Annotated in this window: 14 protein-coding genes and 1 pseudogene; 8 read left to right on the top strand and 7 right to left on the bottom strand. The window is 67.0% G+C overall.

The genetic code is table 11. The annotated features are described in order from the left end of the window. Positions 1-106: 106 nt before the first annotated feature. The 4 genes from C563_RS0119015 (at position 107) to C563_RS0119000 (ending at position 3,820) form a co-directional block, all read left to right on the top strand. Positions 107-715, top strand: coding sequence for a TetR/AcrR family transcriptional regulator (locus tag C563_RS0119015; RefSeq protein ID WP_018763663.1), 609 nt, complete (start codon positions 107-109; stop codon positions 713-715). A gap of 286 nt (positions 716-1,001) precedes the next feature. Then, positions 1,002-2,201, top strand: a complete 1,200-nt coding sequence (locus C563_RS0119010) for an NAD(P)-dependent malic enzyme (RefSeq protein WP_018763662.1) — start codon at positions 1,002-1,004, stop codon at positions 2,199-2,201. Between the two features lie 95 nt (positions 2,202-2,296). Beyond that, positions 2,297-2,800 carry a DUF456 domain-containing protein gene (locus C563_RS0119005; protein ID WP_018763661.1) on the top strand — a complete coding sequence of 168 codons (504 nt, stop codon included), beginning with the start codon at positions 2,297-2,299 and terminating at the stop codon, positions 2,798-2,800. Positions 2,801-2,842: 42 nt separating this feature from the next. Next, positions 2,843-3,820 carry a hypothetical protein gene (locus tag C563_RS0119000; protein ID WP_018763660.1) on the top strand — a complete coding sequence of 326 codons (978 nt, stop codon included), beginning with the start codon at positions 2,843-2,845 and terminating at the stop codon, positions 3,818-3,820. Here the strand turns inward: C563_RS0119000 and C563_RS0118995 are convergent. After that, positions 3,817-4,458 carry a LysE family translocator gene (locus tag C563_RS0118995; RefSeq protein ID WP_018763659.1) on the bottom strand — a complete coding sequence of 214 codons (642 nt, stop codon included), beginning with the start codon at positions 4,456-4,458 and terminating at the stop codon, positions 3,817-3,819. The genes C563_RS0119000 and C563_RS0118995 overlap by 4 nt on opposite strands. A gap of 106 nt (positions 4,459-4,564) precedes the next feature. Between C563_RS0118995 and C563_RS0118990 the strand changes: the two genes are divergently transcribed. Then, positions 4,565-5,020: an Lrp/AsnC family transcriptional regulator gene (locus tag C563_RS0118990; protein WP_081624212.1), complete on the top strand. Its 456-nt coding sequence runs from the start codon at positions 4,565-4,567 to the stop codon at positions 5,018-5,020. A gap of 5 nt (positions 5,021-5,025) precedes the next feature. On the opposite strand, the gene C563_RS0118985 is transcribed toward C563_RS0118990, so the two are convergent. From C563_RS0118985 to C563_RS0118975, 3 genes are all read right to left on the bottom strand, one after another. After that, on the bottom strand, positions 5,026-5,688 hold the full coding sequence (locus tag C563_RS0118985; protein ID WP_018763657.1) for a hypothetical protein: 663 nt from the start codon (positions 5,686-5,688) through the stop codon (positions 5,026-5,028). Beyond that, a complete protein-coding gene (locus tag C563_RS0118980; protein WP_018763656.1) occupies positions 5,688-7,169 on the bottom strand; it encodes a WXG100 family type VII secretion target in 1,482 nt (493 codons plus the stop codon). Before C563_RS0118980 ends, C563_RS0118985 begins: the two co-directional genes overlap by 1 nt. Before the next feature lie 84 nt (positions 7,170-7,253). Then, the gene (locus C563_RS0118975) at positions 7,254-7,721 is read right to left on the bottom strand and encodes an Lrp/AsnC family transcriptional regulator (RefSeq protein ID WP_018763655.1); all 468 of its coding nucleotides are present in this window, start codon (positions 7,719-7,721) and stop codon (positions 7,254-7,256) included. A 330-nt stretch (positions 7,722-8,051) separates the two neighbouring features. On the opposite strand from C563_RS0118975, the gene gluQRS reads away from it, so the two are divergent. Both gluQRS and C563_RS0118965 read left to right on the top strand, forming a co-directional pair. Beyond that, positions 8,052-8,948: a tRNA glutamyl-Q(34) synthetase GluQRS gene (gene gluQRS, locus C563_RS0118970; protein ID WP_018763654.1), complete on the top strand. Its 897-nt coding sequence runs from the start codon at positions 8,052-8,054 to the stop codon at positions 8,946-8,948. A 9-nt stretch (positions 8,949-8,957) separates the two neighbouring features. After that, positions 8,958-9,575, top strand: a complete 618-nt coding sequence (locus tag C563_RS0118965; RefSeq protein ID WP_018763653.1) for an HD domain-containing protein — start codon at positions 8,958-8,960, stop codon at positions 9,573-9,575. On the opposite strand, the gene C563_RS0118960 is transcribed toward C563_RS0118965, so the two are convergent. Next, entirely contained in the window at positions 9,572-10,888 is a 1,317-nt protein-coding gene (locus tag C563_RS0118960; protein ID WP_018763652.1) for an ATP-binding protein, read from the bottom strand. The two genes, C563_RS0118965 and C563_RS0118960, sit on opposite strands and share 4 nt — an antisense overlap. Before the next feature lie 125 nt (positions 10,889-11,013). Beyond that, positions 11,014-11,964: an L-lactate dehydrogenase gene (locus C563_RS0118955; RefSeq protein ID WP_018763651.1), complete on the bottom strand. Its 951-nt coding sequence runs from the start codon at positions 11,962-11,964 to the stop codon at positions 11,014-11,016. Positions 11,965-12,051: 87 nt separating this feature from the next. Between C563_RS0118955 and ggt the strand changes: the two genes are divergently transcribed. Then, positions 12,052-13,884, top strand: a complete 1,833-nt coding sequence (ggt, locus tag C563_RS0118950; RefSeq protein ID WP_018763650.1) for a gamma-glutamyltransferase — start codon at positions 12,052-12,054, stop codon at positions 13,882-13,884. 92 nt (positions 13,885-13,976) lie between these two features. On the opposite strand, the pseudogene C563_RS21640 reads toward ggt, so the two are convergent. Beyond that, positions 13,977-14,825 (bottom strand): annotated as a pseudogene (locus C563_RS21640) (amino acid permease); the annotation flags it as partial.

Here is a 14,825-nt window from a genome sequence, read left to right as displayed (position 1 = left end):
CAACCTGCTCGGTGCGGTTGCCGTATAGTTGAACCGGGCTGCAGGGTGGTACGGAAGTGGGGGCACTCCTGGCCGCAGTCCCCTAAAACACAACCCCGGAATGCTGATGCCCGAGACTTTTTCAGACCATCCGCCCATGGCCGCCCGGCCTTCCGCTCCCCGCCAGCGCCTCCGTTACGCGCGGATCCTCGACACCGCCGCAGCGTTTGCCCGCAAGGGACTGGACGCTGTGGAGCTCTCCGAAGTCGCAGAAAAAGCCGACGTCCCGCTGGGGACGCTCTACCGGTATTTCCCGTCTCCCACCCACCTGATGCTCGCGCTCTTCCGGCACCAGCTGGACGAACTGCAGGCCGGTGCCCGTGGATCATCGCCGCGTTTCCGCGGCCGTGCCCTCTCCGGCCTGGTGATGGAGATTTTCCACATGCGCGTCATGCAGCCTGCCGTGGAACAGTGCCTGAGCCGGAGTGTGTACCTGCCGGAGCGGGATACCACGGAGCTCCTGCGCGAGATCGACGCGCTCAGCGAGAAGCTCGTTGCCGGCGCGTGCGGCGATGCGGTGGGCGCGCGGGTCCTCCTGCTGACAGTCACTGGTCTGGTCCAGTCCGTGCGGAACCGCCGGCTTTCCCTCTTCGAAGCCGAGGAAGACCTCAAAAAAGCCTGCGGTCGCTTGTCTCCGGAGGCTGAATCCGGATTAACAGTGACTAAATCCGCGTAACTGGTCTAGACCAATGCGCAATTAAATCCGCCATAATGCCGTGATCTGGATCACTAAGAGGCCTGCTTAAACCTTTTGGCACTGCATCAGGGGTTCCTTGACGTTCCTGCCGGACGTTTGTGGGTGCCTACCATGGTCGCACCGGAGCGGCAGGGCGGAAACACCCCCGGCGTTCCCCTGGACCCGCCACCCTTGGGTTTCCGGTCGCACTACTTTCCCCGCTGGGCCCGGCCGGGTTCCAGTTCCATGTGCCGTGCGCCCACGGCGAGCACCAGGAGACAACGACGTGTCCATTGACGCAGTTACCGCCACCGACAACTCAGCAGCGACGGCCCTGACCGAAGACGAGATCTTCGGCGCGCACCGGGGCGGCAAGCTGTCCGTGACCAGCACCGTTCCGCTCTCCAACAAGCGGGACCTGTCCATCGCCTACACCCCCGGCGTTGCCGAAGTCAGCCGCGCCATCCACGCCAGGCCGGAACTGGCCCGCACCCTCACCTGGGCCGAGCGCCTGGTGGTCGTGGTCAGCGACGGCACGGCCGTCCTGGGCCTGGGAAACATCGGCGCCAGCGCCTCCCTGCCCGTCATGGAAGGCAAATCGGCGCTCTTCAAGACCTTCGGCGACCTCGACTCCATCCCGCTGGTCCTGAACACCACCGACGTGGACGAGATCGTGGAGACCCTGGTCCGGCTGCGCCCCAGCTTCGGCGCCGTCAACCTCGAGGACATCTCCGCACCCCGCTGCTTCGAGCTCGAGGAAAAGCTGATCGAGGCGCTGGACTGCCCCGTCATGCACGATGACCAGCACGGGACCGCCGTCGTGGCCCTCGCAGCCCTCACCAACGCCGCCAAGGTGACCGGCCGGGGCCTGGAAGGCCTCAAGGTGGTGGTGTCCGGTGCCGGTGCCGCCGGGATCGCCGTCGCCGAGATCCTGCTGGCCGCCGGCATCACCGACGTCGTCCTGCTGGACTCCCGCGGTGTCATCAACAGCAGCCGCGCCGACCTTGCGGCCGACACCGCCAGCAAGAAGGCGGACATGGCAGCCCGCAGCAACCCCCGCGGCATCACCGGCGGCCCCGCCGAAGCGCTGGCCGGCGCGGACGTGTTCATCGGCGTCTCCTCCTCCAAGCTGGCCGAGGAACACCTGGCCCTGATGAACCAGGACGCCATTGTGTTTGCCCTGTCCAACCCGGACCCCGAAGTCCTGCCCGAGGTAGCCGTGAAGTACGCCGCGGTGGTGGCTACCGGCCGCAGCGACTTCCCGAACCAGATCAACAATGTCCTGGCCTTCCCGGGTATCTTCCGCGGCGCGCTGGACGCCGGCGCACGCCGCATCACGCCGGCCATGAAGCTGGCTGCCGCCCGCGCCATCGCGGAGCTGGCCGCCGAGGACCTGTCGGCCGACTACATCGTGCCCAGCCCGCTGGACCCCCGCGTCGCCCCCGCGGTCACCGCAGCCGTCGCCGCGGCGGTGGAAGCGGAGTAGGCCCTCGCCTGGGGACAGGCAACGACGGCGGTGCCTCCTTCGCGGAAGGAGGCACCGCCGTCGGGCGCTTGAGGAGCGCCCCTAGACTGGGGACCATGACCTCCGAAACCGTGGTGACCATCCTGTGCGGCCTGGGAATCCTGGTGGGCGTGGCCGGCACCATCATCCCCGTCCTTCCCGGCAGCGTCCTGGTAGGCATCAGCCTGCTGGCCTGGGCCATCTGGGGCGGCGCCGGCACCGTGGGGTGGGTGGTTTTCGCGGTGGCCATGATCTTTGTTGCCGCGGGCATGACCGCCGGCGCCGTGCTCACCGGCAGGAAGCTCAAGCAGCACGCCATCCCCAGCCGGAGCGTCGTGGTGGCGCTCGTGGCAGCCGTTGTGGGGATGTTCATCATCCCGGTGCTGGGACTCTTCGTTGGTTTTGCCGCCGGCCTGCTGGTCAGCGAGTTCCTCCGCACCAGGGATTTTCCGACGGCGGCCAGGTCCAGTTGGGCTGCCCTGAAGGCCACCGGCCTGGGGATGCTCGCCGAGTTCGGGCTGGCCTGCCTGGCCGCCAGCACCTGGGTGGTCGGAGTATGGATCGCGGCCGCCGGCCGCTGACCGCCCGGCGGGGCCCCACCCCTTCCCGGTTAGCATGGAACGATGAGCGCCGGGGACACCGCACCGATCTATTGGGACAGCCGTGACCTCACGCCGTTCGGGCACGCCCAGCTGCGGACGCCGGTCCACGACCTTGCCGGCGGCGTGGGCGGCCTGCTTACCGGCGTGCTGGGCGGACGGAACCCGGCCCTGCTGTCCATCGACGGCGAGGTTCCGAGGCTTAAACGGTTGCCGTCAAAGCCCGCCAGGGCCGTCCACGAGGCGGTCTTCTCCAGCCGCGAACCCGAGCGGCTGATCTACCTGGCGCGGACCTACCCCGGCTGGGCCGGGCTGTGCTACCTCATGGCAGGCCTCCTCGAGTACAAACACGGCGGCTACCTCCGTGCCTCCGAACTCCTGCAGCGCGGGCTCACCACCCGGAACGATGAGGAGGCCAACCGGTACTCCTCCACCTACCTCACCAGGATCGTCACCCGGATCGAACTGGCTGAACGGGTGGAAATCCCGGTGTTGTTCAGCGAGGAGTCGGTGTTCCTGGCCCTGGCCCATTCGTTGCGCGAGACAGGCCGCACGGAAGCTGCCCTGGACGCCCTCTCGGGGTTGCCGCCGTCACTCCCCATGGCCTTGGCCCGCTGCTCGCTGGCCCTGGACCTTGGCCGGAGCCGCACTGTCATCGACTGGACGGAGGGCTTGCTGAACGCCGACGACCTCTCTGCTGCCCTGCTCCTGGTCCGAGCCCGGGCGCTGCGCCGGGAAGGTCGGCTGGACGCGGCGCAGCAGGCCATCGCCGAGGTCCTGCGCCGCCGCAAGACCCACCTGGCACTCCGCAACGACGCCCTGACGGACCGTGCGCTGCTGGTGTTGGAGTCAAGCCGGCGGTCCCTGAACCCGCGCGACTGGGGACGCCGGCGCGCGGACCCGGAGCCGCAGCGGGAAATCGGGGCGCCGGTGCCTATCCGCAAGGATGAGGAAATGCGGCGGATGTGGGAGCAGGACTGGAAGGAACTCAGCGGGGACTAGGCGCGGCCGGCCAGCAAGGGCACCAGCTGCTCGCCGAGCAGGACGGTCCCCAAGGCAACCATGATGATGCCGCTGGCAAGGGTCACCACGCGCGCAGCACCGGGCCGGCTCTGCAAGAGCGTCCTCGAGAGCAGTGCCACCGCCGTGTAGACCAGTCCCGCCAGGGCCACGAACGTCATACCCAGCAGCCCCGACTGCACCGGCACAGGCAGGGAGGCATCCGCGCTGACGAACTGCGGAATCAGCGCCACATAGAACAGCAGCCCCTTGGGGTTGATCCCGCTGGTTCCCATGCCCTGCAGGAAGGTACGGAGCTGCGTTCGGGAGCCGCCTGCCGCCGCGGCACCAAAGCTTGCACCCCGCCAGGACCGGAGGGTCCCAATGCCGAGCCAGAGAAGGTAGGCCGCACCGGCCAGGGTGATCCAGCCCAGGAGGCCGGGCATGCCGGCCAACAGCGCCGCCAGGCCCGCCACCAGCAGGACCGTGTGGAGGACGTAGCCGCCGCAAAGCCCCGCCACCGCCGGCACGAAACTGCGCTGCCGGAGGCCGGCGGCAATGGTGTAGGCCCAATCCACTCCCGGCGTGCAGGCCAAAGCGGCGGCCACCACGATGAAGGCCAGGAACAGCTGGGGATTCACGGGGTTCTCCTGTCGACGGTCTCTCAAGAGCAACCATAGGGAGAATCACGCCATAAGTGCTGTCCGGTTTTCGCCCGCCTCGCGGTGCAGGCAGTATGTTTATTGCGTGATAGACGGTATTGACAGGAATATTTTGCGCTACCTCCAGGAGGATGGCCGGATGACTGCCACGGCGCTCGCCGCAAAGGTGGGGCTGACGGTGGCGCCCTGCCACCGCCGGCTGCGTGACCTGGAGCAGTCCGGCGTGATCCGCGGCTACAAGGCGGACATTGACCCGGCGGCGGTCGGCCTGGGTTTCGAGGCGATCGTGTTCGTCACCCTGCGCCAGGTGGACCGCCCCACCATGGAAATCTTCGAGAACCGGGTGGCGGACAATCCCAACATCGTGGAGGCGCAGCGGTTGTTCGGCTCGCCCGACTACCTGCTGAAGATCATCGCCGCAGACCTGCCCGCCTACCAGCGTTTTTACGACACCGAACTGACATCGCTTCCCGGGGTGGAGCGGTTGACGTCCACCCTCGTGATGAAGAACCTCAAGTCCAACGCCGGTCCGCCCGTGTAGGAAGGCTAGGTCAGCGGGTTGACGTGGACGATGATGACCTGGACGTCCTTTGAGCCGTCGTAGCGGAGGTCGTAGTTCACTTCAAGTCCCGTGCTGGTGCCGGACGTGATGGAGAAATTGCTCTTGGTGCCCGGATTGCTTTCCATGCTGCTGATCCACCTCTCCGCGGCGGCAGAGTCCACCCCATACTTCTCAACCCCGTCCCGGATCAGGCCGGTGTACTCCTCCAGCGACCCTGCAGTCAGGAAATAGGTCACCTCGCGGAAATCGGGCTCCTGTTCCGTGGTGCTGAAGCGGATGCGGTCTGTTTCGGCCTGCACGTCTCCGGTGGGACCGGCAATGGTCAGGGAAATCTTGCCGAGGTCGCGGGTGTTGATCTCCGGGCCAAAGCTGTCGTCGGTCAGCCTCACCGACGCTTTTTGCAGCCTGCCCGAGCGCATGTCCAGGCGGGCCGTCCTCGTCTCGCGGATGGCATCCACGCCGGCGGCGTCAAGAGTGGAAAATTCGGAAGTGTGCACGGTGCTCCCTGCGGAAGGTGATGAGGCGGACGGCGGAGTGGAGGTCGGGGCGGCGGGCGCGCAGCCCGCCAGTGCAGCAGCGGCCAGGAGGACCAGGACGACGCCGGCACGCGGCCGCAGTGCGCGGCCGGCAGAAAGAAAGGGCGTCATCACTGGTGCACCTCGGCTCCGAAACCATCAAGGAAGCGGCCCATGATGGCAGGGATGTTGTTGGTGGGCCGGTACTGGTCCACCCGGGCATCGAAGTCGGATCCGATGATCCCGGCCGCGCGGGCCGGATCTGTTGCCAACAGATGCTGATAGGCAGGCAGCGTGTCCTGCTTGATGAGGTTCCAGCGCTGGTCCGCGTTGGCGATGTTGCCGTCCGGGAAGCCGGTGGTGAAATCGGTGCGGAACTGGGCCGGGTTGTCCCAGTTGGTGAACGGGATGTTCTGCGGGCCGGGACTTTCCACGCTGAAGCTGTAAGGAAATACCTCCGGATAGCTCCTGGCGCCCGGGATGGAGGGTTCGCCGGCGAGGGTCACCATGTATGTCACGGCTTCGCCGCCGGGGTGGCTGCGCATGGAGTCGTAGTCGTCCGCGATGATGTCGTTCTGCTCGCGGTAAAGCAGGGCCGTATTGCCCTTCCGAACTTCATCCGGAATGCCGGAGTCCACCTGGGCCCATGCACGCGCCGTCTCGGGATCGATGGCGCCTGAGTCGCGGAGCCGGTTGATTTCTTCGATACCGCCGTTGAGGTAGGCCTGGTGCTGGCGTGCCTGGTCAAGGAAGATTTCCTTGTTCATGTCCAGCATGCTGGTTTCGTAGAAGCGGATCTCCTGGTCTGACATGCCGGCAAGCTGCTCCAGCTGGTCCAGGACCGGCAGGGGAACATCGGAGGCCGGGTTGTCCGCGATCTGGCGGGCCAAGTCCCGCAGCACGGCCATGTCCCGGAAACCGCCGGCGAACGATGGCCCGATCATGTTGGCCATTCCAGCCCACTGGAGGTCGGGGTTCGCGAGGTAGGCCTGTCCGTAATAGTCGTAGACGCTGCGGATGGTATTCCAGTTGTATTCGGTCCCCTTGGAGGTGTCCCAGGTGGAGGGGTCGATCCCCATCTGCAGCATCGCCTGGTTGTTCCAGTACGAGCTGAGGAAGTCCGCATATTCCGGGGACTTCTTCTCGATCAGCCCGGAATCTGCGGCGGCGTCCATTGCTGCCTTGGCCGCCTCCGGGTTGGCCAGGGCCCACTGGCGGAACTCCGCGCCCTGCAGGTACTGCAGCCGCTCCGAGGGGGACATGCCGGTCAGCAGATCCGTCAGTTCCTGCGCAGTACCGCCACCGGACGCGCCCGAGCCTCCTGTTCCAGTCCCGCCGGAACCGCCGGCACTGGCTTTCTCCTGCTCGTCCGCGTTGGCCAGCAATGCTTTGGACGCCGATTCCAGCCCTGCGGTGGCAGACCTCAGCAACCTGGCGTGGGAGGAGGTCCACTCGCTGCGGAACCTGTCGCCGTCGTGCCCCTTCCACAGCCCTGAAGCGATGCTGCTGGAGAGCTGCTGGCCCAGGGACTCGAGCCGGCTCGCACTCCTGGACAGGTCCTTGGCAAGCTGCCGGAGCTGTGCCACATCACCGCCGTAAAAATTCCCCGCCATATTTTCCCCCTGTTGGATCCCGTGCCAGCCTAGCCGCAGCCGCCGACCGGCGGCGATGGGGAGAGCTGCCCTGTGGGCGCCAGGCTACCCCTGCCCCTCCTGCAGGAGCCCGGTGGTCCGGTACGGGATGACCTCGCGCAGGAACATGCTCGTTGAGGTGCGGACAATGCCCGGGCAGAGGCGGATCTCCTCGGAGACCCGGTAGAGATCGTCGGGGCTTTTGGCCACCACGCGGATCAGCAGGTCAGTGTCCCCCGCGGGGGCATGGCATTCCAGGACCTCGGGGATCTTGCGCAGCGCAGCGATCGCCTCGTTAAGGTGGCTTTGGTCCAGTTCTGCGCTGACAGCTGCGGCCACGCCACGGCCGAGCGCGGAGGGCAGGACCCGGCTGCTGTTGGGGCGGAGGGCGCCCGAGGCGGCCATCCGCTCCAGGCGCGACTGGACGGTGCCGCGGGCAAGGCCCAGTTTCTGGGCAAGCACCATGATGGGCACCCGTGGATCGTTATCAAGCGCGGCCAGGATGCGCCTGTCGGTCGAATCGAGTTCCTGCAATCTGACCACTTCCTGCTTTGCTGTGCATCATCAATTAGTCAGTCTGACCAGTCCGAGTGACCTCGGTTGCGCCTACTGTAGGGCATCTGCTGAAATCATGGCAATAAGGGATGCAGGCTACCGCCGCAGTCCCGCAGGCTACAGGATCCCCGGCACACCACCCGGTCCCTGGACCAAGCTTCCCGCAAGGACGCTGCCGCAGATTGACTCTTGTTCACACCAATGTCATTCCGCATCACACGGCAAGAGCCCCTGAGCTACCGACGTCGGCATTCCCCGAAGTCATCGGTAGCTGAGGGGCTCTTGTGCTGTTCCGTCTAAGGTGGATTTATGACCTCCGCCGGACGTTTCGCCCCCAGTCCCTCCGGTGACCTGCACGTCGGAAACCTGCGGACCGCCATCCTCGCCTGGCTCTTTGCCCGATCCACGGGACGGGCGTTCCTCCTGCGGGTGGAGGACCTGGACCGCGCCCGCGCCGGATCAGAGGCGGGGCAGCTGCGGGACCTCCAGGCCGTCGGCGTGACCTGGGACGGAGACGTGGTGCGGCAGACGACACGCGGGCCCCTCTACGCCCGGGCCATTGCCGGCCTGGAACAGGCGGGGCTCACCTACGAGTGCTTCTGCACGCGCCGGGAAATCCAGGAAGCAGCCTCCGCGCCGCACGCTCCCCAAGGCGCCTACCCGGGGACCTGCCGGAACCTGGGCCGGGCGGAGCTGGAGTTCAAGCGCTCCACCCGGCCCGCGGCCCTCCGGCTGCGGGCGGACGTCACCGAATTCACGGTCCATGACACCCTGCACGGCGAGTTCACCGGGGTGGTGGACGATCTTGTGCTGCGCCGCAATGACGGTGTCACCGCGTACAACCTCGCGGTGGTGGTGGACGATGCCGCGCAGGGCATAGACCAGGTGGTCCGGGGTGGGGACCTCCTGCCGTCCACGCCACGCCAGGCGTATCTCGCGTCCCTGCTGAATATTCCCGTACCGGAATATGCGCATGTGCCCCTCGTGGTAAACGTCGACGGCGTCCGGCTGGCGAAGCGCGACGGCGCCGTGACCTTGGCGGACCTGGCAACGGCCGGAGCGGACCCAACCCGGGTCCGCGACGCCATCCTTGAGTCCGTGGGCCTTCCGCCCGGTTCGTTGGACCATGCCCTGGAGTCCTTTGACCCCAGCTCGCTCCCCATGGAGCCATGGACGTGGCCGGGCGTGCCCGGGGCGGGCGCGTAGGCTGGAACCATGCCAGAAACAGGAACCGCGGACGCGAGCCTCCACGGGCCGCGATTCACGGTGGAGACTGCCAAGGTCCTCGCCGAAGTTGCCCACAACCGCCAAAAGGACAAACTCAAGCGGCCGTACCGCGAGCATGTCCTGGCCGTCGGCGACGCCCTTGCGGACTTCGACGACGACATCCGGATCGCCGGCTACCTGCATGACATCGCGGAAGACACCCCGATCACCCGGCAGGCGCTGCTGGACATGGGCGTCTCCGAGCGCGCTGTGCGCATCATCGAGCGCGTCACCAAACGGCTGCACGACAACCCCGACGACTACCAGGCCGGAATTCGCTTCATCGCCGAGGACCACGACGCGACCCTGGTCAAAATTGCCGACAACGCCCATAACTCGCTGCCCGAACGGGTGAAGGCCCTCGCGGAAAAGTGGCCGGACAAACCGCCCGTCACCCGCTACGACGACGCCCGGCCGGTGCTGTACGCGGCGGTTCCCGTGGAGGAAACCCGCAAGATCCTGGCCCGGATCAACCCCTGGCTGCTGGAGGAATTCGACGCCATGCTGGACGAGGACGACGACACCGACTACGAGAACCTCTCCTACGACGACGTTTCCAGGGATTAGACCCGGCCCAGCGAGCCGATGTCTTCCAGGAAATCCGCCTGCACCTCCGCGCTGACGGTGGTGCGCGTTTCACCGATCGCATCCAGGTAATCCTGGGTGGACGGGCCCTTCCGCACCGCCTCGCGCACCGAAGCGTCACCGCCGGAAGCCAGCCCGCCGTCGTCGTACACCGCTTTCTCCAGCGCCCGCTGGGAAGCGCTGCGGGCAGCGTACTCGATGTCCGCCGGCGAAAACCCTTCGGTGCGTTCCACCAGCAGTTCCACGTCCACGGCGTCCACCACGGCCGCGGGGATGAACCGCTGCCACATCGCCTCGCGTGCCTGCCGGTCCGGCAATCCGATGGGAATCACGTAGTCGAACCTGCCGTGGCGCAGGAAGGCGGAGTCCAGCGCCCGGATGAAATTGGTGGCGCACACCAGCAGCCGGCCGGGCTGCTCGCGGAATGCCGGAATGATCTTCAGCAGCTCATTGGTCACGCCCTGCAGCGGCGACGGCGGATCACCGGCCCGCTGGGACGCGATCTCCTCCACCTCGTCGATGAACACCACGGCGTGCTCCAACTCCGCGATCTCCAGGAAGGTCTCCCGCAGCGCACCGGCCAGGCCCTGCGGGTCGCCGGCCAGCCGGGACGGGAACACCTCCACGAACGGCCACTCGAGCCGGGAAGCGATGGCCTTCGCGAAAGTGGTCTTGCCGGTGCCAGGCGGGCCGAAGAGGACGACGGCGCGCGGCGGCACCACGCCGAATTCATCCGCAAGGTCCGCCTCGGCCAGCGGGAGCACCAGGCGGCGTTCCAGCAGCTCCTTTTCCTTGCGCATGCCGGCCACGTTCTCCCACAGGTCCCGGGCGAGGACGCGGCCGCCCAGCTGGCCCAGGGCCCCCAGTTCCTGGCGCTGCACCGGAATGGTGCGCTCGAAGTACCGCAGGTTCTTCTTCAACGCAAAGCCCCTGCCCAGGAAGGCCTCCACCCGCGTTTCGGACTCCGGCATCAGCGCTGAGAGCTTGTTCAGCCCGTGCGGGGCCATCCGGTTCTCGACGGCGGCCAGCAGCGAGGTGCCGATGCCGCGGCCCCGGTATTCGGGGAGGGTGGCCAGGAACACGATCCACCCTTGGTCGTGCGCGGCGCGTCCGACCGCGGCGCCCACCACCTGGTCGCCCTGCACCGCCACCACCGCGTGGTCCTTCTCGCAGGACGCGAGGACCTCGGAGAGCGCATACACAGGTTCGACGTTGTTCGCCTTCAGGGTCTCCCAAAGGTGCAGGATCCCGTCGAGGTCCGCCGAGTGGAAATCCCTGATCCGCCAGTTGGTCATGGGTTGCTCCTGTTGGTTCGTCGTTGAGCCAGTGTGGACATCTCAGGTGAGCATATGCGAACCGCGCAGCGGGCGGGGTTGCGGCGGCGTTGCATGACGCCGGCCGCCCGTCCCCGTGGCCCCGCTCAGATCCCCAGCGTGTCCATCGTGTTCCGCAAGGTGTCAGCGGAAACCTGCAGGGCCGCCAGTTCGCCGCCGTCCATGGGTGTGTCCAGGACCCGGTGCACCCCGCCGCGGCCCACCACGCTGGGAAGTGACAGCGCCACTCCCGAGATTCCGTACTGCCCGGACAACACCGTGGAGACGGGGAGGACGGCATTGTCATCGCGCAGCAGCGCCTCCACGATGCGGGCGCCGGAGAGGCCGATGGCATAGTTGGTGGCCCCCTTGCCGGCGATGACCTTGTACGCGGCCTGCACCACGTCCCGGGCCGTGGCGGCCAGGTTCTCGGAGGTGAAGACCCGCCCGCCGCCGTCCGTCCAGTCGCGGATCGGGACAGGCCCGATCGTGGCCCCGGACCACAGCGGAAATTCGGTGTCGCCGTGTTCGCCCACCATGCTGGCATGCACGCTGGTGACGGAGACACCTGCACGCCGGGCCAGCAGCCAGCGCAGCCGGGAGGTGTCCAGGACGGTGCCGGAAGAGAAGATCCGCTCCGGCGGCAGCCCGGAGATGCGCTGGGCCGCGACCGTCAGGACGTCGCACGGGTTGGTGACCAGGACGTAGACGGCGTCCGGCGCCCGCTCCAGGAGCTGCGGCATCAGCTGTTCAAGGATCCGGACGTTGGTGCCGGCCAGGTCCAGGCGGCTCTGCCCCGGGTTCTGCTTGGCACCCGCGGTAATCACCACGACGTCGGCACCCTCCGTGACGGCGATGTCCCCGCCGCCGGCCACCGTCGCGGACGCCGCGGCGAACTGGCTGCCATGGGCAAGGTCCAGGGCCTCCGCTTCGGCCTTGGGCGCATTGACGTCGAACAGGGCGATACTGCTTGCCGAGCCGCGGATCAGCGCGGCGTAGGCCAGCGACGTGCCTACGCTCCCGGCCCCCACTACGGCGAGTTTGGATCCACCAGGCATGGTGCCCTTCCTTTCGGAATCGTTGAGTGTGTCCTACCCGAAGAGTAGCGTGGCCACCATCACACGAACCCCCACTAAGGAGCCACCATGCCACATTTCGGACGCCGGCTCGCTGCTGTGACGGCGGCGCTGGCCATCGGCGTGACCACCGGGGCCATCAGTCCCGCTGCAGCGGACCCCCGGCAGACCGACAAGAGTCCCACGGCCACCGGGTACGGCGGCGCGGTCAGCACGGTGGACCCGGAAGCGTCGGCAGCGGCCATCGAAGTCCTCCGGAAGGGCGGGAACGCCGTGGACGCCGCGGTTGCCGCCGCAGCTACGCTGGGCGTCACCGAACCCTACAGCGCCGGCATCGGCGGGGGCGGCTATTTTGTCTACTACGACGCCAAGTCCGGGAAGGTCAGCACCATTGACGGCCGCGAGACTGCGCCGGCCGGAATCAAGCCGGATGCCTTCATCAATCCCGCTACCGGCAAGCCCTACCCGTTCACCCCGGAACTGGTCACCAGCGGCGTCTCCGTGGGCGTGCCCGGCACCCCGGCCACATGGGAACGTGCGCTGGACCGCTGGGGCAGCATCAGCCTGGGGGAGGCACTGAAACCGGCCATCAAGGTGGCGGACCGAGGTTTCGTGGTGGATGAGACCTTCCGCAACCAGACACAGGACAACCAGACGCGGTTCGCGGCGTTCACCTCCACCAAGGAGTTGTACCTCCAAGGCGGCAAGCTGCCGGAGGTGGGCTCGGTCTTCAAGAACCACGACCTCGCGGACACCTACCGGCTGCTGGCACGCAACGGAATGGACGCGTTCTACGACGGTCCGCTCGCCGAAGAGATCGCCAACACCGTCCAGAATCCGCCCAAGTCCCCGGACACCAAGCTTCCCGTTCCCGTTGGCTCCATGACGGCGGAGGACCTGGAAAACTACCGGGCCGTGGACCAGGACCCCACTCACGTGAACTACCGCGGCTATGACGTCTATGGCATGGCACCATCCAGCAGCGGCGGCACCACCGTCGGGGAGTCCCTGAACATCCTGGACGTCTTCGACCTGCCGGCCTTGAAGGCAGATCAGCCTGCCGTCCTGCACCACTACCTCGAAGCCAGTGCCCTCGCGTTTGCCGACCGCGGGAAGTACGTCGGCGATCCTGCCTTCGTGAAAGTCCCCACGAAAGCCCTGACTGATCCCGTCTTCGGCAAGGAACGCGCCTGCGAGCTGGACCCAACCCATGCCGCAACCAAGCCGGTCCTGCCAGGCGACGTGACCTCCTACGACGGCGCCTGCCCGGCCGGCCCGGCTGCTGCCGCCGAGGAGAAGGACACCGAAAACATCTCCACCACCAACATGACTGTCTCCGATAAGTGGGGGAACGTGGTGGAGTACACGCTGACCATCGAACAGACCGGCGGGTCCGGCATGGTGGTCCCCGGCCGCGGCTTCCTGCTGAACAACGAGCTCACGGACTTCTCCACGGTGTACAGCGCCACCGATCCCAACCGGATTGAGCCGGGCAAACGGCCGCGGTCCTCGATGTCGCCCACCATCCTGCTGAAGGACGGCAAGCCGTTCCTGGCCCTGGGCTCCCCGGGTGGCTCCACCATCATCACCACGGTGCTGCAGACCCTGGTGAACAAGATCGACTTGGGTATGAGCACCCCGGACGCCATCGCCGCGCCGCGTGCGTCGCAACGGAACACGGCCAGCGTCACGGCCGAGCCTGCCTTCATCGACAAGTACGGGGCAGCCCTGACCTCGCGATTCGGCCACACGCTGACCCCGTCCGGCGACTCCTTCACCTCCGCCTCGGAGATCGGGGCGGCCACCGCCATCGAATTCCTGAAGGACGGCCGGACCCTCGCCGCCGCGGAGCCGGTCAGGCGCGGCGGCGGCTCGGCCATGGTGGTCAAACCGTCACAGTAGGAGGACCACCGCATTAAGCGCCCGACGGCGGCACCCGGGTTCCGGAATTCCAGAACCCAGGTGCCGCCGTCGGCGGTTAAGCCCGAAGGCCGTTACTTCTTGAAGGTATCCGCCGGCGCGTTGGCGATGACGGGGGAGGTGCCGGTGTAGCCGTCGCGGGTTTCGGCGATGTGGCGGATGCGGGTGCGGCAGGCGTACCAGCCGATGACCATGAGGATGGAGGCGATGGCGGTGACGAGCATGGTCAGGGGTGAGTCGATGAAGACCATGATGAGGACGCCGATGAGGAAGAGGAGGGAGAGGTAGCCGGTGTAGGGGGCGCCGAACATGCGGAAGGTGGGGCGTTGGACCCAGCCTTTGTCGGCCCAGCGTTTGAGTTGGATTTGGCATAGGACGATGGTGGCCCAGGTCATGATGATGCCGACGGAGGCGATGTTGAGGACGATTTCGAAGGCGTCGGCGGGGACGAGGTAGTTCAGGGGGACGCCGAGGAGGGAGACGGTGGCGGTGATGGCGATGCCGCCGTAGGGGACGCCTGCTTTGTTCATGCGGGAGGCGAAGCGGGGGGCGGAGCCGTTGACGGACATGGAGCGCAGGATCCGGCCGGTGGAGTAGAGTCCGGCGTTCAGGGAGGACAGGGCGGCGGTGAGGACGACGAGGTTCATGATGACGTCTACGCCTTGGACGCCGATGGAGCCGAAGAACGTCACGAAGGGGCTGACGCCTTTTTGGTAGGTGGTGTAGGGGAGCAGGAGGGCGAGGAGGATGACGGAGCCGACGTAGAACACGGCGATGCGGAAGACTACGGAGTTGATGGCTTTGGGCATGATTTTTTCGGGGTTTTCGGTTTCGCCGGCGGCGGTGCCGACGAGTTCGATGGAGGCGTAGGCGAACAGGACCCCTTGCATGAGGATGATCATGGGCAGCAGGCCGGTGGGGAA

Source organism: Arthrobacter sp. 135MFCol5.1, from assembly GCF_000374865.1.
In the GTDB taxonomy this organism is placed as follows: Bacteria; Actinomycetota; Actinomycetes; order Actinomycetales; family Micrococcaceae; genus Arthrobacter.
The sequence above is the reverse complement of the archived record's forward strand: the minus strand, read 5'-3'. Positions and strand labels throughout refer to the sequence as shown.